The organism is Peribacillus sp. TE19612, from assembly GCF_056279465.1.
This window is the reverse complement of the sequence record NZ_JBWCCL010000004.1, coordinates 38,468-57,596: the sequence shown is the minus strand read 5'-3', so window position 1 is coordinate 57,596 and position 19,129 is coordinate 38,468. Positions and strand designations below refer to the sequence as shown.

The following is a 19,129-nucleotide window of genomic DNA, read 5'->3' as shown; positions in this document are numbered from 1 at the left end:
ATGTAATGGTAGAATTACTTCACTGCATCTTTCAGCGCTTTACCGGGTTTGAAAGCTGGCACTTTGCTAGCTGCAATTTCGATTTCGTCACCAGTTTGTGGGTTACGGCCTTTACGAGCCGCACGTTCACGAACTTCAAAGTTACCAAAACCAATCAATTGGACTTTATCACCGTTTTTTAGAGCTTCTAAGATTGTATCAAAAACAGCATCAACAGCTTTTGTAGCGTCTTTCTTAGAAATTTCAGTTGCTGTAACAACTTCATTAATTAATTCTGTTTTGTTCATGCCATTCACCTCCTCCCAAAAGGAATCTTTATAAAAAATCATTATTACAACACTATAATAGTGATTTGATATTAGCTTCGGTCAAAAAATTTTCATTCCCTGACAATCAGGGATTACCAAGCCGGTTTAATTTCCAAATTATTCATCCAGAAATGTATAAATAGGTTGAAATCGCTGTTATAACGCGTTTTCTGTATGTAGATTATCACAAATCCTATAAGCTTAGCAAGGGAATTCAAAAAATAATGGGAATCTTTTCATTAATAATTGTATATATTATAAATTTTGTCTTTCGCTATTCATCATTTCCCTTTTTTATAGAAATTAAACTTATTATATTGCTGAAAATCGCTTAACCACAGGGTTTTTTCAAGATTATACTAAAAAACAGCAGGTTAATTCAAATATTAGCGTTCATAAATGATATTTTTCTTGCGATCCTGCCATTTCTTTCATGTAAAAAGACCAATCCATAAATGGAGTTGGTCCAGCCTTAAACGTTTTCTATAAGATGATGGCAATCAAACCGCCACTGCCCTCATTAATAATCCTCTCAAGTGTTTCTTTCAATTTATAGCGTGCATTGTCTGGCATCATCGCTAATTTCACCTGTATGCCTTCCCTTACGTAGGAACTTAGGCTTCTTCCAAAAATATCGGAGTTCCAAATGGAAAGTGGATTGTCTTCGAAATCCTGCATCAGATACCGTACCAATTCTTCACTTTGCTTTTCCGTACCGATGATTGGCGAGAATTCGGATTCGACATCGACCTTGATCATATGGATGGAAGGAGCTACGGCTTTTAGCCTGACACCGAACCTGGCTCCCTGGCGGATGATTTCCGGTTCATCAAGACTCATATCGTTAAGGGATGGGGCTGCGACACCATATCCAGTTTGTTTAACCATTCTCAATGCATCGGCCACCTGATCATATTCTGCTTTCGCATACGCAAAGTCCTGCATCAATGATAACAGATGATCCTTGCCCCGAATCTCCACACCGACAATTTCCTTCAGAATATCATCATAGAGTTCATCCGGAGCGTATAGGTCTATTTCTGCAACCCCCTGCCCCATCTCAATGCCTGCAAGCGCTGCACGGTCAATGAACTCGAATTCATTGAAATGACCGACTACACGATCAACATCCCTCAGGCGCTTAATGTCCTTGACGGTCTCTTTAACCGCTTCCTGGTAACTTTCCCTTAACCAATGATCCTCGCGCAGAACCATTACCCAGCTCGGGAGATTAACATTTACCTCAAGAACAGGAAATTCGTACAAGGCCTCGCGCAGTACGCTGTAAACATCCGATTCCCGCATTCCTTCGACACTCATGGCCAATACGGGGATATCATACTTTTCCTGCAAGGATTCCCTCAGTGCTACCGTATTCGGGTGGTGAGGCTGAACGGAATTGACAATCATGATAAATGGCTTGCCAACCTCCTTCAATTCTTCGACGACCCTTTCCTCGGCCTCTAAATAATCACTTCGCGGGATTTCTCCTATCGAACCATCCGTCGTAACGACCACGCCTAATGTGGAATGATCCTGAATTACTTTGCGAGTGCCGATCTCGGCAGCTTCATTGAACGGAATCGGCTCTTCATACCAAGGCGTGTGAATCATGCGGGGACCATTTTCATCTTCATACCCTTTTGCCCCGGGTATTGTATAACCGACACAATCGACTAAACGGATGTTCACGTCGAGACCTTCAGCTACTTGAATCGATGCTGCCTGGTTCGGTACGAATTTGGGTTCCGTCGTCATGATCGTCTTTCCGGCAGCACTTTGAGGCAATTCATCCTGTGCCCTGGCACGGTCCGCCTCAGACGGTATATTCGGAATGACGACTAGCTCCATGAATTTTTTAATAAATGTGGATTTTCCAGTCCTGACGGCACCGACCACCCCCAAGTATATATCGCCACCGGTCCGTTCAGCTATATCTTTAAAAATATCTACCTTTTCCAAGGTATCCCCTCCCGAATTAGAGTTTTGGGATTTCGTTTATCCATTTGCATTTATTTAGGACAATATATATCTATGATGTTGTCCTAAAAATTTATTCCATTTATTTACCTGGTTCAATCCCTTCCTCCACCAGAAATTTTTATATAAGGGTTGTTATTTTAAAAGTAAGATGAAATAAAGATAAAAGAAATAACCCTTCCCCTACAATATATTTTGCAGAAGAAGGGTTATGCCTATTTTGTAAGAAATATTGGAGTATTTGTTTTTTCATCAATTGTATATGGTAACGAATAGGCAGGTACGAAATCCGAACTCTGCACCAGCAGTTCCCGGATATCTTCACCTTGCTTGATTTTCCCCTCATGCTTCTTCAATGCCTCGAGTAAATCCGGGGTATAATCAACAAAAATGCTGCCTTGACCATCGACTACAAGGTATAAATCTTTTTGTGAAAATGGACTCGTGACCGTCGGAGCTTCCTTCAAGCCCATCTTTTCATAATCAAGCGTGAAGACATTATCGGATAACCTTTCCTTAAACGGCGGGTATCCGTTGCTTTGCTGATAGGCAGTCAATCTCAAGGAAACATCCTGAATCTTCTGCGCCATTCTGACATCCAACAGCTTTACAGTCGGGTCTTTTTCAACATTAACGAGGATGTATTGAAAGACACCCCCTGATTCAAAGGCATTGTCCGGCGGTTCAGCCATATACCTCGGCGAAATCTTAGAAAATTTTATGACATATTTTTGATAAATCGGTGTCCCTGCATCTTTAGTAACTATCGGCAGTATGCCGCCTTCATCTTTCTGAAATTGATCCACTGCACTTTGGACGGATTGTAATTGCTCTTTATAAGGCAGTTGGTTTTGCATTTTTTGCTTCTCCGGATATAAGCAGCCAGCTAATGATACAGAGATGCATAATAAACATAATATTTTGAAAAAATTTCTCATCATTTCTCCTCACCTATCAAGTGGTTGGCCCGCTAAGTACAACGATAAGGATGATCAAGCCGGCCAGAATCATAAGTATGTATGCGATAATTGCTGTCAAGACTCTCCAAAAACCTTTTAATTTATAGCGGCTTAAGTAGATTAGAAATATAGAGATAACCATAAAGCCCATAGCTATAAAGGATATCCACATTTTTTGCAGGGCAGGTGTCATATCTTCATCACTCCTTTTTCCAGAAATTATTATAACATACCAAATTACGTTAAAGGAATTAAATCCTTGTCCAATCTGTGTAATTCCTTACTCGTTCTCGTGAAAAAAAATTTCTGAGATCCAGTTATATAAAGAGAAATATGTAATTATTCCCTCCTCCAAGCAACAAAAAACAGCACAAAGACTGTTTCAATTTATAAACAAAATCGATAATAATTGAGTTTGCCGACCGTTTTTTAAGGTGTTTAAAATTTAACCGTTGATTGGAATGTTGGGCACTCGCTTTTCCCGGAAGGTCCGCCCTCGGCGCTATTAGCGCCTGCGGGGGTCTCCCTTGGCCCCACTTTCTCGGAGGAGTCCCGTAAGTTCCGTTCCAATCAACTTTGTGTTAACAGGAAGATAAGCTCCTTATTTAAGGATGAAAGCTCGAGGTGATGAGGATACCTTTGATCAGCTTGAAATGTTTACTTAAGACCACCTGGTGCAGTGAACTATTTGATTAGTAAAATGGAGGCTGCCATTGATGTAAAGAAGATGGCCACCTGGACTTGACGAAGGGTGGAAATGATCGAAATAATGACCTTGGAGAGAGTTCATTAATCTCTAAAACTGCTACAAATTCAAAAAGGTTTCGGAATGATACCATCCCGAAACCTTTTTATCTACAATCTGAATCAGCCCAAAGGCTGTTTTTCTGCTTTTTTTAATTAAGATTGAAGCGTCGGCAAGACTTCTTTAAACGCTTTAATGACTGTATCGACTTCATCCAGCTTAATAGTCAATGACGGCTCGATCCTGATTGTTTTGGAATTAATAAGCGTACCTGCCACCAAGATGCCTTTATCAAAAAGGGCTTTTGAGAATTCATAACCCACTTCATCTTTATGGAATTCAATACCGATCATTAAACCTTGGCCGCGGATTTCCAGCACCTTATCTTTGTGCTCAGCAGCCACTTCCCTTAACCCATTTAAGAAGTATTCTCCAACTTCTGCAGCACGCTGCGGTAAGTTTTCTTCCAAAAGTACGTCGATCGTAGCAATTGCCGCAGCACAAGCTAGTGGATTTCCACCAAATGTCGTAGTATGCATGAATGGATTGTCGAACCAGCTTTTAAATACTTTCTCATTGGCTACAACAGCGCCTGCTGGCATTACTCCGCCACCAAATGCTTTCGCTAAACAAATAATGTCCGGAACAACATCATATAGCTCAGAAGCGAACATTTTACCTGTCCGTCCCATTCCTGTTTGCACTTCATCCAAGATCAATAACGCATCATATTCGTCACATAATGCACGAACCTGCTTTAAATAATCTTGCGGAGGCAGAATGACCCCTCCTTCACCTTGAATAGGCTCCAACAGCACAGCAGCAACATCTTCACCGACCAATGCACAACTTTCAAACGTTTTTCTCATCATATCCACATCACCGAATGGTACATGGCGCACACCTGGAACCAACGGGATGAACGGTTTTCTGAACATGCCCTTTGCCGTTGCCGATAGGGAACCAAGGCTTTTCCCATGAAATGATTTTGTCGTGGAAATGATCGTGTATTTGTCACTGTACATTTTAGCCAGCTTAAGTGCAGCCTCCACGCTCTCGGTACCGCTGTTCGTAAAGAATGAGTATTTTAGATCTCCCGGTGTGATTTCAGCAAGGATCTTGGCAAGCATTGCACGTAATGGATCAAGCAAGTCCTGGCTATGAAGGGCTTGTCTTTGCAATTGATCGGTTACGGCCTTTACTACTTTAGGGTTACGATGGCCAACATTATAAATACCAAAGCCACCTAAACAATCAATATATTTTTTTCCATTTACATCTGTAAAACAGGAATCTTGATCAGACCACTCCACCGAAGCGAATTGAGTATCTTTAGTGACCGTCTTCCGATATTCCAAAAATCCAGGGTTTACATGGTTACGGAAATTCTCGACCGTTTCTCTTGTTACCCACTGTGCATCTTCTTTTGAAATTTCTTTTTGCTCGATTAATTGAAGCACCTTTTTAATATAATCTTGAGTTGCTGATTGGTTAGCTTGAGTGTTTTTACTTTCTACGTTAATTGACATTTTATAATCTCCTTTTTTTATAGCTTTAGTTGATGGGTTAATTAAGTTTGCTTTTTTTATGAAACTTTGATGCTTACCTCCCTTTTTTCTTATACTTACTAATCAAGCAAGAACCATGCCAAGTTAATTAACCAATAAAAACGCATTTTTTTAAAAAAATCACTCTAAAACTATGCAAATATGCATATCGTTATTTCACTTTGCATAATCGAGTTTGGGAAATCATTGAAAAGCTTCGAAAATGCCTTCATAAAAATAAAAGCCGTTGACAAGTGATTTTCATCACTCGGCAACGGCTTTTAATCAAAATGCATCATTTTCGATTTTCTTACTTTGTTCAGCTAACACTTTTTGATACTTCCTGCTCACTGACGATTGACTTATCCCAAGCGCTTTAGCCGCTTTGGTCGTGGTTTTATACTGTTTCATGGCAAGCATGATCAATTGTTCTTCCACATGATCCTGTGCTTCCTGCAGCGGAAGGATTCTCGTAATGATGGGTTTCGTTTGTTTAAAGTCACTGCCCACAGGTATGAACCTTTGAATGAAGTCAGCATCGATCATCTCTTCATCTGCAGAAACAACCAATCTTTCAATCATGTTCTGCAACTCACGAATGTTTCCCGGCCAAGTATAGACTTCCAGTATATTTAATGCATCGGGGGAAAAGTGATAATTCCGCTGATACCTTTCATTCAGTTTTTGCAGGAAATGAAAGGCTAGCGGCGGTATATCCTCCGGCCTTTCCCTTAATGGGGGCACATGTATGGGTATGACGTTCAATCGATAGAATAAATCTTCTCGGAACGTGCCCATCTCGACCATTTTTTCCAGACTCTTATTCGTGGCCGCAACAATTTGAACATCAATGGAAATGGGTGTAGTGCTGCCAATCGGTATCACTTCCTGTTCCTGGAGTACCCGCAGCAGCTTTACTTGCAGATGTATGGGCATGTCACCCACTTCATCCAGGAATAAAACACCCTTATTGGCCTGCTGGAAGTATCCTACCTTCCCGTTTTTATCCGCTCCTGTAAAGGAACCCTTCGTATAACCAAACAATTCACTTTCGAGAAGGTTTTCCGGAATCGCCCCGCAATTTATCTTCAGGAAAGGTTGTTTAGATCGCCTGCCCATTTTATGAATGGCTTCAGCTATCACTTCTTTACCTACTCCCGACTCCCCATTGATTAATACAGTAGATGAAAAATGGGCGATTTTCTTGACTTGGCTGATTATCTGCTCCATTTTAGGACTTGCAAAAACCAACTCTTTATAAAATTGATCCTGTTTTTTGAATGAGTCCAGTTCTTTCCTCATTTCATTTAATTCCGATTTCAATTTTGTCGTTTCCGTTATATCCCTTGATGCAATGACTATTCGATCTATTTCCCCTTTTTCATTGAACACAGGGGTGCCGACGGAAAGGACTTTCTTATTCATTTTCGTATCTTGGACAATCGATACTTTCTTTTTTTGTTCAAGGACTAACCGGGTTACCGAAGGATTAAAAATCCCTTCATCCTCTAATTGCAAGAGATTCTTCCCGATATAATCTTTTAAGTCCTTCCCCCAGAATCCCGAGATGATGCTGTCACTATAGCGCAGCAGCTCTCCTTTTTGATTGACTACAAGTATTTCATCATAGATATTCGCTAAAATGGCATTCAAGTCTTTATTCGAGCTTTTTATCAATTCTATTTCCATGGCCATTTCCTCAACCATCGGTAAATCCTGAACGATGATGATCAGGCCTTCGACTTCTTTTTCATGGTTCAGAATCGGGCTATAGTCGACAAGCACACTCATGACATCAGTAATCTCCAACTGATTCAGAATACTGCTCCCGCTGGCAAACACGCTATGTATATGCTGCTTATTGAAGATGTTCGCAGCAGGTTCATTAAGGACTTGTTCAGAAGGTTTTTTTATCATCTTCAAGCCTGATTCATTGAAGTTCACGATATTCTTTTCTTTATCAGCCACAAATATCCCCATAGGAATGGAGGTTAATATAACATTTAGCAGGTCTAAATTTTGTTTGCTGTCCTGCTTGAATAATTCAGCTAATACATCTTCCCTTTTTACATAACCGGTTAGCATGCCATCATCCGTTTTTATCAGCACGATAGGTTCACCGATAATTTGAAACAGATGCGGCAAGGAAATGTTAGGGTGCAATTTACAGACATTATCAATCGAAAAAGCATACTGTAAAAGCTGATCGACTGTCGTTATTTTTTCATTTAACGGGAGGTCATCCATACGGATATACGCAAACACTTGATTTTCCTTCATAAGAAAGAAGAAAGGTTCCTGTATCTTATGAATATTTTGGTCTGAAAATGTAGGCTGATCAATTGTTATAGTTATGAATGGTCTAATTTTATCATCCGGAATAGATAACACAGTTTCACTCTCCTTTTGTAACCTAACCTATATTTTATCACAATTCCGAATTGCAAGATAAAAAATAAGAGGCACCATTACTCATATCCAGCATTTACCTTTACTTGTTCCACGACAAAAGGGTCCTTTAACGGACCCTTTTGACCTAAAAACCTGATATGCAGTTTAAACTTATTTTATAAAGGACCGTCCACCTTATCTTATACATTCCAATCATGTTTGACTTTTGCTAATTCCTGTTTGTTATGATTCGTGGATGGCCGTTCCCTGCTAAGGCTTTTTATACAGATAGGACAACTCTCGCCATACCGTCATTACGGCGCTCCATACCTGTTTGCAACACTATAAGGTACCAAGGGTAAAATGTAGCTTCCAATGCCTCTGCCCCCGTCACTTTTCCTTATTCATTCCCCTACGTAATTTTCCAGAAAGATAAATACCATCAAAAGACAAGGCGACGAACGTTAGTACCGCATTTGCTTTCGCACCCATTTTCCTAACCATGACTCGGAACCGTCACAATAATCAGTAAATTCAATGCTTATGGAAAGGTCAGTAAAGAAGGAAATTTATTAAAAGCAATATAATTGAAATGAATAATTAATCCATCAGTATCGACTAGCCTACAAAAACAGGCATATGTATGAATGGACTTTGCATATAAACCTTTACCGATTCCTCCCGAAGGAATGACTTTTCCAACATTACATAACTGTACACCATGAAATGCATCACCATGAAAGCTCCCGGGAACCAAACTAAGCGACATATTCTTGCTCTAAGCGCTGAATACATGTTGCTAACGGCATGAACGGGATAGAACAACAAGCATAGCATTACTGACCTCTTCATTTCTCATCAGCCATATAACACCCTCCTTCGTGTAATGAAACAGTAGATTAAATTCACTGTGCTTTTTCAAAATGAAATAGCGGAGGGGATTCCGTAAACCATTTGGTCCGATACAGAAGATAACCAATCCCAATTACCGCCCAGACTATTCCTAAAATCAAGGAACTCATCTCGAGATTAAGCCAAAGGATGAAGACTGAAGCCGCGCCTAAAACCGGGGACAGAATAGTTGAAAGAAAACCTCTAAACGTTCTGAAGCTTTTGTTTCTTATCGAATGGACGATTACGCAAATATTCACGAAGGTAAAAGCGATTAATGCCCCAAAGTTTATGAGGGAAGTGGCCGTAACCAAATCAAGGAATAAGGCAACCAGTGATATCGACCCGACAAAAATGACATTAAAAAATGGCGTGTTGTACTTGGGGTGGACAAACCCAAATAGTTTTTTCGGGATCATTTGGTCACGCCCCATGACATATAGCAACCTAGAAACACTAGCGTGAGATGCAAGACCGGAGGCAAGGGTACCGCATAATGTTCCTGCAAGAAAGAATGCCTGAAATAACTTCCCGCCCACGAAAAGGGCAATTTCCGGAGAAGCTGCTTCAGGATCGCTAAAACGGGAAACATCCGGGAAAAATAACTGTGTAAAAAATGATGCTGTCACGAATAAAACCCCTCCGATCAGGGCAGTCAAAAAGATGGCCCGGGGGACCGTTTTGGATGGATTCGGTGTTTCTTCCGATAAAGTAGTGACTGCGTCAAACCCCAAAAAAGAAAAACAAAGGATTGTAGCACCAGTTATGAGCGTCGAGACTTCCATATGGGGCCCGATGAATGGCTGAACCGACAAGACCTCTCCAGTCCCTTCTCCACCCATGACTCCTTTAACGACAAGTACGCCAAAAATGACGATGACCAACATTTGAAAAAAAACAAGGAAGCTATTAAAGTTGGCCGCAAAATTAACATTGAATAAGTTAATGACTGTCATTAAAAGGACAAATGCCACCACCCAAATCCACGGGTATACTTCCGGAAAAAGAGCAGTTAAGTATATTTTTGTCAAAATGCCGTTCACCATCGGTAAAAATAAATAGTCAAGTAACGAAGACCACCCGACAAGGAAGCCTAAATGCGGATTGATCGTTTTTTGTGTGTAAGTATAGGATGAACCTGCCTGCGGATATATTTTAACCATTTTTCCATAACTGGCTGCTGTAAACAACATTGCCAAAAGAGCAATGATATAAGCGGTCGGCACATGCCCCCCGGTTTTTTCGGAAACTATCCCGAATGTATCAAAAACAACCATCGGCGTCATATATCCAACACCGAGCAATACGATATGCCACAAGTTTAAAGACCTTTTCAGATTACCTGTTTGCATGTATCATTCCCCTTCCTTTTTAAGCGAGAAAATGGTAAAAAACTTTTCTCGCCTCCCCTTAAAATTTTTTGGTCATATTACACTTCGCAATTTTCATACCAAAAAAAAAGGGTCGATTTTTAACAAAAAACAAGGAAATATGTAGAATGATTTATGCAAATTTGAATAATCTATTCAATTATTCATAAACAGAAGATTTTTTGCCCATAAAAAAAAGCAGAAGATATTTAGATATCTTCTGCTCATTTGACTAAATCCCCCGTGCCGAGGTCAAATTACTAGTTTACTTTCGTTGCATTGTATGCTGATACACGGCAAGGCGCATCATCAAATGCCTAATTTAATGAAATTCTTTTATGAAAATCACCAGATCGGAGATTAATCCTGCTGCCTGCTATCCAATATGTTAAAAAGTTCTTCCATCTCATTCGTTTTTGAACGATTCATCAAAAGGTCAACTGCCTTTTTCACTTCTTCCCCATTGAATAAAACATCGTACAGGGCTTCGGTGATCGGCATATTCACTTCGTACTTTTGGGCTAGTTGATAGGCGGCTTTAGTGGTTCTGACACCTTCAACGACCATCCCCATGTTTTCCAAAACTTCTTCAAGCTTTTGCCCTTTACCAAGCATATTCCCAGCTCTCCAATTACGGGAATGAACGCTTGTACAAGTAACGATCAAGTCTCCAATCCCAGCTAAACCTGAAAACGTTAGTGGGTTAGCCCCCATAGCCACCCCTAGACGGGATATTTCAGCCAACCCTCGAGTCATTAATGCAGCCTTGGCATTATCCCCATAGCCTAAACCATCCGTGATGCCGGCAGCCAAAGCAATGATGTTCTTTAAAGCCCCACCGATTTCAACACCAATCAAGTCCGGATTCGTATATACACGGAAATTATTATTGATAAAGATGTCCTGAACCCTTTCGGCAGCTTTCATATTCTTTGAAGAAACGGCAACTGTTGTCGGGTGACGTAAACTGACTTCTTCTGCATGGCTCGGTCCTGAAAGAACCACTATATCCTTAAGCCATTCTGACGAAGAGACTTCTTCAATCATTTCCGATATACGAAGCAGGGAATCAGGTTCAATTCCCTTACTCACATGAACGATTGTCAATGGTTTATCATGAGCCTCTTCAATCTGACCAAGCACTTCACGATAGGCTTTTGTAGGAACAGCCAAGATTATTATTTCAATCCCGGCCAATGCTTCCTTAATGGAAGAATAACCTTTAATCCCCAAAGGCAATTCAATCCCAGGCAAGTATTTTTCATTCGTATGATTTTGATTGATTTCATTAATTTGATTCTGATTATGTCCCCATAACCTCACTTCATGCTGGTTATCAGCGATTACAAGCGCTAAAGCAGTCCCCCAGCTCCCAGCTCCAATCACTGCGATACTTTCTTTTTCTTTTACCACGGTATAACCACCTTTACTATTTTCTCTGGCGTCCAAAAATTCGTATTGGTGTTCCTTCAAAACCAAAGGCATCCCTAATTCGATTTTCTAAAAATCTCTCATAAGAGAAATGCAATAACTCCGGATCGTTAACGAATACGACGAAAGTTGGCGGCTTGATGGCTACCTGTGTCGTATAGTAAATTTTCAAACGGTTTCCATTATGAGTCGGTGTCGGATTCATTGCCACGGCATCCATTACCACTTCATTCAATACATTTGTCTGAACCCGGATAGCATGATTCTCACTAGCCTGATCAATGACCGGTATTAAGGTATGTGTCCGTTTTTTCGTTAAGGCAGAAAGATAAATGATTGGCGCATAATCCAAGAACAGGAAATGAGCCCGGATCTTTTCTTCAAAATCCTTCATCGTTTTTTCATCTTTCTCGATGGCATCCCACTTATTGACGACGATGATGACCGCCCTACCCGCTTCATGGGCATATCCTGCAATTTTCTTATCCTGCTCACGAATTCCTTCTTCAGCGTTCAGGACTACAAGAACAACGTCTGAACGTTCAATTGCCCTTAATGCACGAAGTACGCTATATTTTTCCGTACTTTCATACACCTTGCCTTTTTTCCGCATCCCTGCTGTATCAATAATGACATACTCTTTGCCATTGTACTTATACGGAGAGTCAATCGCGTCACGAGTCGTACCTTCAATATCACTGACAATGACGCGTTCTTCACCTAACAATGCATTGACCAGAGAAGATTTACCTACGTTCGGTCTTCCAATCAAACTGAATTTAATGACATCATCAGCATAATCCGGGCCGTCAAATTTAGGGAAATGTTTAGCCGCTTCATCCAGAAGGTCACCAAGACCAAGTCCATGAGACCCGGAGATCGGGAATGGATCGCCAAAACCTAACGCATAGAAATCATAAATTTGATCTTTCATTTCTGGGTTATCGACTTTATTTACTGCAAGGACAACCGGCTTTCTTGATTTATAGAGTATCTTTGCTACCTCTTCATCAGCAGCCGTTACACCTTCACGACCATTCGTCATAAAAATAATCACATCAGCTTCGTCAATGGCAATTTCAGCCTGCTGGCGAATTTGTTCTAGGAACGGCTCGTCACCGATATCAATTCCACCTGTATCAATAATGTTGAAATCATGTGTCAACCATTCACCCGAACTATAAATCCTGTCCCGGGTCACTCCAGGAACGTCTTCGACAATCGAAACCCGTTCTCCAACTATTCTATTAAAGATTGTCGATTTTCCCACGTTCGGACGACCGACTATCGCAATTACCGGTTTTGGCATTGCTATTCACCCTTTCTGCTACTATATCTCTGTCAAAGTCACGAAATTCATGAATGCATTTATTACGGTTGCTTTGCATTATTGATTTTCATAATTTCCTTTTAAAGGAAAAGGTTGTATTCATCATCATTTAAAGGAATCTTTCATCAGTAAGAATAATCCCAACTGATGTTCAGTTAAACTCATCAGGTATTCACGGGCGGTTTGTCCACTTGACGCCCCGGTTCCTTAGGTGACATGAAGCTGAACCCTCTGCATGCTAAAACATGATTCTAAACAGCCCAAAAAAATGAAGAAAGCTTCGGCATACGGCTTCCTTTTTAATTGTTTAGAGCATTTTACGATTTATCTACAGACCTCTAACTATCCTATAGTAACAAATTTCTCGCCAATCAACAATGATTGTATGAATAAAAGCCTTCCAATTCCAATTGGTTCCATTTATATTTCTGCCTTTTGATAAAACAGCTAATACCCCATTTTAATTTTCTCCATACTCATTGATTAAAATTCTCTTTTCCTTGTTTTGATAAAAATCTCGAATGGGAAATTGTATAAATGTATTGGCCAACCAGTTCCAACATTCTCCACAGTATGTTTGCTCCCAATACCAGCACGGCATTATCATGCCATGCGTAAGCAAGGGCCACATAAGGTAAAGAGTGGTAAGCAAGTAATCCGGAATATATGATATCACCCAGCAGCATCCCAATTAAAAGGACGAACAATCGATGTTTCCAATTTTTAAAAAGTAATAATATAAGATAATTCAGGAAAATACACAAAAGATAAGAGGGTTTCATTATGAGCCATATCGGATCAAGTAAAGAAAAAAGTTGAAAACTCGCATAAGCGAGAGTGATAATAAGACTTCCGCTGATCAGTTCCATCATCTTGATGATTGATTTCTTCCTAATATACACACACAGAATAAAGAAAAGATACGGTCCGCTCAAATGCACGGAAACCAACGGAGCCTCCAGTTTATAGCCCGCTAATACCATTACGGCTAATAGATGAAAAAGAAAATCAAAACGAAAGGGAACCGTTTTCGGAATAAAATACATGACAATGACCCAAACTATCCATGAAATCCAATAAAATATAATTCCATCCATGCAGCGTCCCCCCTTTAAGGAACATTATGGCTTGTTTATTCAAAGTATAAACGTTAAGCACGGCATTTAATGAGGAAACCTTCCCCCTATCATGTAAAAAGGAGGTGTGAACATGGGAAAAGATCGACAAGAGAAGAAATTGAAAGAAAGTAAACGGGTGGAGTCCGACAGGGACCAATCACTGGGTCATAAAGGGGCAACAAAAATGGAAAGCCCTGAAGAGGCACGAAAAAGGAATAGTTAAGTCTATCCATGAACAAAAAGGAAGCATCTCCATTCGTTTCAATGAGATGCTTCCTTTTTATGGTCATTCATTTAGCATATGCCGAACAATCAATGCCTCTTTGAGATAACCAATGATAGGTATTTCCTTTGATGACTAATTTCGATTTTCTTAGCTCTGAGATATTACCGCATCCGAGTGCAGTCATGATGACCTTTAAATCTTCATGTATGTAATGTATTTCTTTAATCAATTGTTCCAAGCCCAACTCTTTATATAGCTTGAGGAAATGTCCGGCCAATCCGACACCTCTTGCTCCTAGCGCCAGGCTTTTTGTAATTTCCAAAGGGCTTTGAATGCCACCCGAACCTATGACTGAAAGCTGTGGTGAAACATTTACCGCTTCGACAATCGATGCGGCTGTCGGGATGCCCCATTCATTAAAATATCCGAGTATTTTTGCACGTCTTTCATTCTCGATTTTAGCAAAATTCGTTCCGCCAAACCCGCCTACATCTATGATTGAAACACCTACGGAATGTAATTGCTGCACCGTTTCCATACTCATTCCAAATCCAACTTCTTTTACGATGACAGGAATTCCGATCGTTTTATTGATTTTTTCTATTCTCGAAAGGGTACCCGCAAAATCCCTGTCCCCTTCAGGCATCGTCAATTCTTGGATGACGTTAATATGTATTTGAAGGGCATCGGCCCCGATCATTTCGCTTGCCCGCTTAGCCTGTTCGACTGTTGCTTCACCACCGAGATTACCAATCAACACACCATCAGGATTTTCCTTCCTTACAACTTTGAAAGAAGCTTGCTGGCTAGGATCCTTGATGGCTGCCATTTGCGATCCTACCGCCATGGCGATTCCCGTTTCCCTTGCAGCAATGGCTAGGTCACCATTCAATTTTTCCGTTTCAGGGCCTCCGCCTCCGGTCATGGCATTTATAAAAATTGGCGAACTTAATTCAAGTTCGCCAACTTCTGCTGTGAGGTTCACATTATTCAAGGAAATACCTGGTAAGCTTTGGTGAATAAACGAAATATCTTCTAGTCCTGTTTGATGCTGCTGTCCTGTCTTAAGCGCAAATTCTATATGATCTAATTTTCGTTGTTTTCTCTCCAAGGCCATCACCATTATTATCTTATTTTAGTTTTTTCAATTGATCACCGATCATTTCACCTAGCTGAAAACCCTTCGATTCTTCAGGCATCTCATAATCTGATGTGTTGTAATTGGATTGAGGTTCTTCAAGTTCCTTGATGCTCAATGATAAACGCTGATCCGTTTCATTGACTTCAAGCACTTTCACTTCGACAGACTGGCCTTCTTTAAGTACTTCTTGCGGTGTGGCAATATGCTTGTGTGAAATTTGTGATATATGGACAAGCCCTTCTACGCCTGGAAAAATTTCCACGAATGCACCGAAAGAAACAAGGCGTTTGACGATACCTTCCAGTGTAGAGCCTTTGGCAGCTTTTTCTGCAATTCCTGCCCAAGGTCCAGGAAGGGTATCCTTGATGGAAAGTGAAATCCTTTCATTATCACGATCGATGGATAGCACTTTCACCTGCACCTTATCCCCTTCGGAAACGACATCGGATGCCTTGTCGACATGCTGATGGGAAAGCTGGGAAATGTGGACAAGGCCGTCTACGCCACCAATATCCACGAACGCACCAAAATCGGTAATCCTTTGGACCACACCCTCAAGCACTTGCCCGCTTTCAATCTTATCCAAGACGTTTGCTTTTTGCTTTTCCTTTTGGTCCTGGACCACTGCCCGATGTGAGAGGATTAAGCGATTTTTGTCTTTCTCAAGCTCAACGATCTTGAATGTTAAAGTTTTGTTTTTGTAATCAGAAAAGTCTTCAACGAAATAGTCTTCTACTAGAGAAGCTGGAACAAAACCACGTACGCCTAGATCTACGACAAGCCCGCCTTTGACGACATCTTTAACTTCAGCCTCAAAAACGTCTCCATTTTCAAATTTCAATTCCAGGTCATCCCATGCCTTAAGAGCGTCAATTTTACGTTTTGATAGAATGAGAGCTTCTTCTTCGACTTTAATGACTTCCAGCTCCAATGCATCACCTTCCGAAACGGCATCTGACGCCTTTTCGACATGCAGGCTTGAAAGCTCACTGATAGGTATGATTCCATCAGTCTTGCTGTTTTCCACATCGACAATGACCTGTTTTTCTTCTACCTTTGAAACGGTTGCTTTAACTTGATCCCCAACTTTGTAATCGTTCACTTCTACTTGGTTCATATCTTCTGTCATTACTAACTCCTCCTTAACCCATGACTGATCAGCAAATTTCCTCTTCATCGGCCACATATTTTATTTAAAGTGGTTCAATAAAAACACTTTCCTAATAAAGATAAAAACAGTTTTTTTTAGAGTAATAAAGTTATATTCCTTTTCATCGGCAATAAGGAACAATACCCTTATTTTATAAATTCTAACAAAATCAGAAAATTGTCAAGTATGAAGGACTATTTATGCTCGGAAATCAATTTCCCAATATGCTCCATGATGATCTTGGTGGCTTCATCGGCTGATATTTTCTGTTCACGATATTCGGTAAAATTTATTGGAGGACCGTAAACGACCTTCAATGGACGTAAAAATTTATATGGGCCGATGATTGCACACGGTATGATAACGGCATCAGACCGCAACGCGAAAAATCCGGCACCCGCCAAACCTTCTCCCAATTCACCGGTCTTGCTTCTGGTTCCCTCGGGAAACAGACCAATCGCCTTGCCCTCCTTCAAAAGCTTTAAGCCTTTTCTAAGGGATTCCCGATCGCTATTGCCGCGTTTCACGGGAAATGCATTTACTCTTGGTAATATACCCTTTAAAACAGGTGTATGAAACAACTCTTCTTTCGCCATGAAATGAATATCCCTTGGAGACGTCATGCCAACTACGGGCGGATCCAAATTATCAATGTGATTGGCACAGATCAATACCCCGCCTTCTTTAGGGATATGTTCCTTTCCGAGTGCTTTAACCCTAAACGAAGGCGTTAAAACGCCTTTTACGATGTTCTTGGCAAATGTGTAAAAATCCAATGTCATCTTTTCCTCTCTTCTATTAAAGACATGATACTTTCTGCGACTTCCTGAATCGATAATGAGGTCGTATCGATTTCGATAGCATCCGCTGCCTTTTTCAGTGGCGAAACCTCGCGTTCGGAGTCCAGCTTGTCCCTTGTTGCGATTTCTTCCCTTAATTTTTCGATATCTGATGGAAAACCTTTCAATATATTTTCCTGATGCCTCCGCTGTGCCCTTTCATCCACAGAAGCGATTAGAAATACCTTTACTTCGGCGTTTGGTAACACATGCGTACCGATGTCCCTGCCATCCATGACGACACCGCCATTTTCACCAAAGATTTGCTGCCTGCGAACCAATTCCTCCCGGATGCTCCGGTGCTTGGCCACTTCCGAAACGGAACCAGTCACTTCATTGTTCCTGATTTGGGCTGTCACGTCCTCGTTATCCAAGAACACCAACTGCCCATTTTCACTTGGTCTTAATTCGATTTCCGTATTGATGAGAACTTCTGATAATGCTTGTTCATCATCCAGGCGAATCTTTTGATTAAGGGCCTTATAGGTAATGGCCCTATACATTGCCCCTGTATCCACATATATGTAATTGAACTTTTCTGCAACAATTTTAGCAACCGTGCTTTTTCCAGCAGCAGCTGGTCCATCGATTGCGACTGATAATTTTTTTTTCATAAATCCTCCCAAGAATCCTACAATCATGCTGATTATTTAGTACCTTTTCATTTTATCACAACTAGCGGGAAAATCATTAATAAAAGGGATGTCTACGTTCAAAATCACCTTTGTTCTTTTTTGATCCCTACAGCCATCATAAGTTATTCTTTTATTGAAAATCTTCTTACAAAAAAAAGCGGATCACCGCTTTTACTTATGGGTCCCATTGAATGTTTCAATGATTTTCGTATAATTATTGCTGGAGACACCTTCATACCTCGAGAGCTTGGTCAAATCAAAGATTTGATCCTCCCTGCTCAAAAGGAATTGGAAAAAAAATAAGCAGGCCAATTGGATGATGATCACTTTAATTAATAGTCTTTCAAATGTTTTCATATAAGCCGCACCCTCCATCCGTTTATATTAGCAGTATGGATGGAATCGCTGTTTTTCATTCAATCATGTTAAACATGCAAGCCTTTTTTCTTTAAATCCACCTGCTTTTCAAATATAAACCTCATTAATGTCTGTATATCATTTTTTGAAGGTTCAAGAAAATGGACGTGCAGCAGCATATTTCCATGTTCTTTTTCCGTTACGCGAATGACTTTGCTTTTTAACCTTAAATAATGAATCTCACCTGATTTCATCGTAAGCGCCATCCACAGGTATAATTGCGAAACCGATTGAATAGCAGTGCCTTTTAAAAGCCTTATGGAAGCTCCGCCAGCGCTGATATCCTCCGTTAATGCGCGAAAAGGGGGAAACTCGGAATGTTCTGGATGAATGGCTGTATCCAAGGTTACATCCAGGCGCACGAATTGCCTCCGCTGGATTTTAACAAACGTTTCTGGTTCGGGCAGCAATAGTTGCATCATGGGTATTCTACCTTTCACTTTTCCAAGCACTTCAGACTCGAATACATAAACAGCCTGCTCTTCATTGGAAAATGTGACATTGAACTGTGTTCCATCCATAAGGAGTGCAATTTCCCCAGTCTCTTCATCGATGGGAAAGTCCGAATAGAAACAACCCGTCCCCATTTCTACAACCATACAATTGAACTTTTTCCTTCTGTGATGTGTATTTCGGTTCGAGCATTAATAT

The 19,129-nt window shown here is 40.6% G+C and carries 17 protein-coding genes and 1 pseudogene; 1 reads left to right on the top strand and 17 read right to left on the bottom strand.

The window, feature by feature from the left end; genetic code table 11:
* Positions 1 to 14: 14 nt before the first annotated feature.
* From ACZ9AO_RS08410 to ACZ9AO_RS08365, 10 genes are all read right to left on the bottom strand, one after another.
* Positions 15 to 287, bottom strand: a complete 273-nt coding sequence (locus tag ACZ9AO_RS08410) for an HU family DNA-binding protein (protein WP_034308023.1) — start codon at positions 285 to 287, stop codon at positions 15 to 17.
* Positions 288 to 791: 504 nt separating this feature from the next.
* Positions 792 to 2,270 (bottom strand): stage IV sporulation protein A, encoded by a 1,479-nt coding sequence (gene spoIVA, locus ACZ9AO_RS08405; RefSeq protein WP_034308024.1) that lies wholly within the window; start codon positions 2,268 to 2,270, stop codon positions 792 to 794.
* Between the two features lie 233 nt (positions 2,271 to 2,503).
* Positions 2,504 to 3,229 carry a hypothetical protein gene (locus ACZ9AO_RS08400; protein WP_251540827.1) on the bottom strand — a complete coding sequence of 242 codons (726 nt, stop codon included), beginning with the start codon at positions 3,227 to 3,229 and terminating at the stop codon, positions 2,504 to 2,506.
* A 13-nt stretch (positions 3,230 to 3,242) separates the two neighbouring features.
* Positions 3,243 to 3,440 carry a DUF2768 domain-containing protein gene (locus ACZ9AO_RS08395; RefSeq protein WP_048681698.1) on the bottom strand — a complete coding sequence of 66 codons (198 nt, stop codon included), beginning with the start codon at positions 3,438 to 3,440 and terminating at the stop codon, positions 3,243 to 3,245.
* A gap of 707 nt (positions 3,441 to 4,147) precedes the next feature.
* Positions 4,148 to 5,521 carry a putrescine aminotransferase gene (locus ACZ9AO_RS08390; RefSeq protein WP_048681701.1) on the bottom strand — a complete coding sequence of 458 codons (1,374 nt, stop codon included), beginning with the start codon at positions 5,519 to 5,521 and terminating at the stop codon, positions 4,148 to 4,150.
* Between the two features lie 303 nt (positions 5,522 to 5,824).
* The gene (locus tag ACZ9AO_RS08385) at positions 5,825 to 7,930 is read right to left on the bottom strand and encodes a sigma 54-interacting transcriptional regulator (RefSeq protein WP_251540829.1); all 2,106 of its coding nucleotides are present in this window, start codon (positions 7,928 to 7,930) and stop codon (positions 5,825 to 5,827) included.
* A gap of 905 nt (positions 7,931 to 8,835) precedes the next feature.
* Positions 8,836 to 10,173 carry an APC family permease gene (locus ACZ9AO_RS08380; protein WP_251540831.1) on the bottom strand — a complete coding sequence of 446 codons (1,338 nt, stop codon included), beginning with the start codon at positions 10,171 to 10,173 and terminating at the stop codon, positions 8,836 to 8,838.
* A 378-nt stretch (positions 10,174 to 10,551) separates the two neighbouring features.
* Entirely contained in the window at positions 10,552 to 11,604 is a 1,053-nt protein-coding gene (locus ACZ9AO_RS08375; RefSeq protein ID WP_063594028.1) for an NAD(P)H-dependent glycerol-3-phosphate dehydrogenase, read from the bottom strand.
* A gap of 16 nt (positions 11,605 to 11,620) precedes the next feature.
* On the bottom strand, positions 11,621 to 12,931 hold the full coding sequence (gene der / locus ACZ9AO_RS08370) for a ribosome biogenesis GTPase Der (RefSeq protein WP_034308039.1): 1,311 nt from the start codon (positions 12,929 to 12,931) through the stop codon (positions 11,621 to 11,623).
* Between the two features lie 497 nt (positions 12,932 to 13,428).
* On the bottom strand, positions 13,429 to 14,049 hold the full coding sequence (locus ACZ9AO_RS08365; protein WP_251540832.1) for a YphA family membrane protein: 621 nt from the start codon (positions 14,047 to 14,049) through the stop codon (positions 13,429 to 13,431).
* Between the two features lie 112 nt (positions 14,050 to 14,161).
* Here ACZ9AO_RS08365 and ACZ9AO_RS08360 point away from each other — a divergent pair, with 112 nt between their 5' ends.
* On the top strand, positions 14,162 to 14,293 hold the full coding sequence (locus tag ACZ9AO_RS08360) for a YpzI family protein (RefSeq protein WP_251540833.1): 132 nt from the start codon (positions 14,162 to 14,164) through the stop codon (positions 14,291 to 14,293).
* Between the two features lie 67 nt (positions 14,294 to 14,360).
* Here the strand turns inward: ACZ9AO_RS08360 and fni are convergent, their stop codons facing one another.
* The 7 genes and pseudogenes from fni to ACZ9AO_RS08325 all read right to left on the bottom strand — a co-directional run.
* Entirely contained in the window at positions 14,361 to 15,407 is a 1,047-nt protein-coding gene (gene fni / locus ACZ9AO_RS08355) for a type 2 isopentenyl-diphosphate Delta-isomerase (protein ID WP_251540834.1), read from the bottom strand.
* Positions 15,408 to 15,426: 19 nt separating this feature from the next.
* Positions 15,427 to 16,566 carry a 30S ribosomal protein S1 gene (gene rpsA / locus ACZ9AO_RS08350; RefSeq protein WP_048681722.1) on the bottom strand — a complete coding sequence of 380 codons (1,140 nt, stop codon included), beginning with the start codon at positions 16,564 to 16,566 and terminating at the stop codon, positions 15,427 to 15,429.
* Positions 16,567 to 16,781: 215 nt separating this feature from the next.
* The gene (locus ACZ9AO_RS08345; protein ID WP_476108849.1) at positions 16,782 to 17,369 is read right to left on the bottom strand and encodes a lysophospholipid acyltransferase family protein; all 588 of its coding nucleotides are present in this window, start codon (positions 17,367 to 17,369) and stop codon (positions 16,782 to 16,784) included.
* A complete protein-coding gene (gene cmk / locus ACZ9AO_RS08340) occupies positions 17,366 to 18,040 on the bottom strand; it encodes a (d)CMP kinase (protein WP_251540836.1) in 675 nt (224 codons plus the stop codon). The genes ACZ9AO_RS08345 and cmk overlap by 4 nt, the downstream gene beginning before the upstream one ends.
* 192 nt (positions 18,041 to 18,232) lie before the next feature.
* The gene (locus ACZ9AO_RS08335; protein WP_230160259.1) at positions 18,233 to 18,418 is read right to left on the bottom strand and encodes a YpfB family protein; all 186 of its coding nucleotides are present in this window, start codon (positions 18,416 to 18,418) and stop codon (positions 18,233 to 18,235) included.
* 68 nt (positions 18,419 to 18,486) lie between these two features.
* The gene (locus tag ACZ9AO_RS08330; protein WP_476108995.1) at positions 18,487 to 18,918 is read right to left on the bottom strand and encodes a flagellar brake protein; all 432 of its coding nucleotides are present in this window, start codon (positions 18,916 to 18,918) and stop codon (positions 18,487 to 18,489) included.
* A pseudogene (locus ACZ9AO_RS08325) lies at positions 18,895 to 19,086 on the bottom strand (flagellar brake protein); the annotation flags it as partial. The gene ACZ9AO_RS08330 and the pseudogene ACZ9AO_RS08325, both read right to left, overlap by 24 nt.
* Positions 19,087 to 19,129: the final 43 nt, after the last annotated feature.

Excerpts from the sequence above, each read along its gene's own strand:
- cmk (WP_251540836.1), bottom strand. The coding sequence starts at position 18,040 with ATGAAAAAAAAATTATCAGTCGCAATCGATGGACCAGCTGCTGCTGGA.
- ACZ9AO_RS08360 (WP_251540833.1), top strand. The coding sequence starts at position 14,162 with ATGGGAAAAGATCGACAAGAGAAGAAATTGAAAGAAAGTAAACGGGTG.
- ACZ9AO_RS08345 (WP_476108849.1), bottom strand. The coding sequence starts at position 17,369 with ATGACATTGGATTTTTACACATTTGCCAAGAACATCGTAAAAGGCGTT.
- ACZ9AO_RS08400 (WP_251540827.1), bottom strand. The coding sequence starts at position 3,229 with ATGATGAGAAATTTTTTCAAAATATTATGTTTATTATGCATCTCTGTA.
- ACZ9AO_RS08380 (WP_251540831.1), bottom strand. The coding sequence starts at position 10,173 with ATGCAAACAGGTAATCTGAAAAGGTCTTTAAACTTGTGGCATATCGTA.
- ACZ9AO_RS08365 (WP_251540832.1), bottom strand. The coding sequence starts at position 14,049 with ATGGATGGAATTATATTTTATTGGATTTCATGGATAGTTTGGGTCATT.
- rpsA (WP_048681722.1), bottom strand. The coding sequence starts at position 16,566 with ATGACAGAAGATATGAACCAAGTAGAAGTGAACGATTACAAAGTTGGG.
- der (WP_034308039.1), bottom strand. The coding sequence starts at position 12,931 with ATGCCAAAACCGGTAATTGCGATAGTCGGTCGTCCGAACGTGGGAAAA.
- ACZ9AO_RS08395 (WP_048681698.1), bottom strand. The coding sequence starts at position 3,440 with ATGACACCTGCCCTGCAAAAAATGTGGATATCCTTTATAGCTATGGGC.
- ACZ9AO_RS08410 (WP_034308023.1), bottom strand. The coding sequence starts at position 287 with ATGAACAAAACAGAATTAATTAATGAAGTTGTTACAGCAACTGAAATT.
- ACZ9AO_RS08390 (WP_048681701.1), bottom strand. The coding sequence starts at position 5,521 with ATGTCAATTAACGTAGAAAGTAAAAACACTCAAGCTAACCAATCAGCA.
- ACZ9AO_RS08335 (WP_230160259.1), bottom strand. The coding sequence starts at position 18,418 with ATGAAAACATTTGAAAGACTATTAATTAAAGTGATCATCATCCAATTG.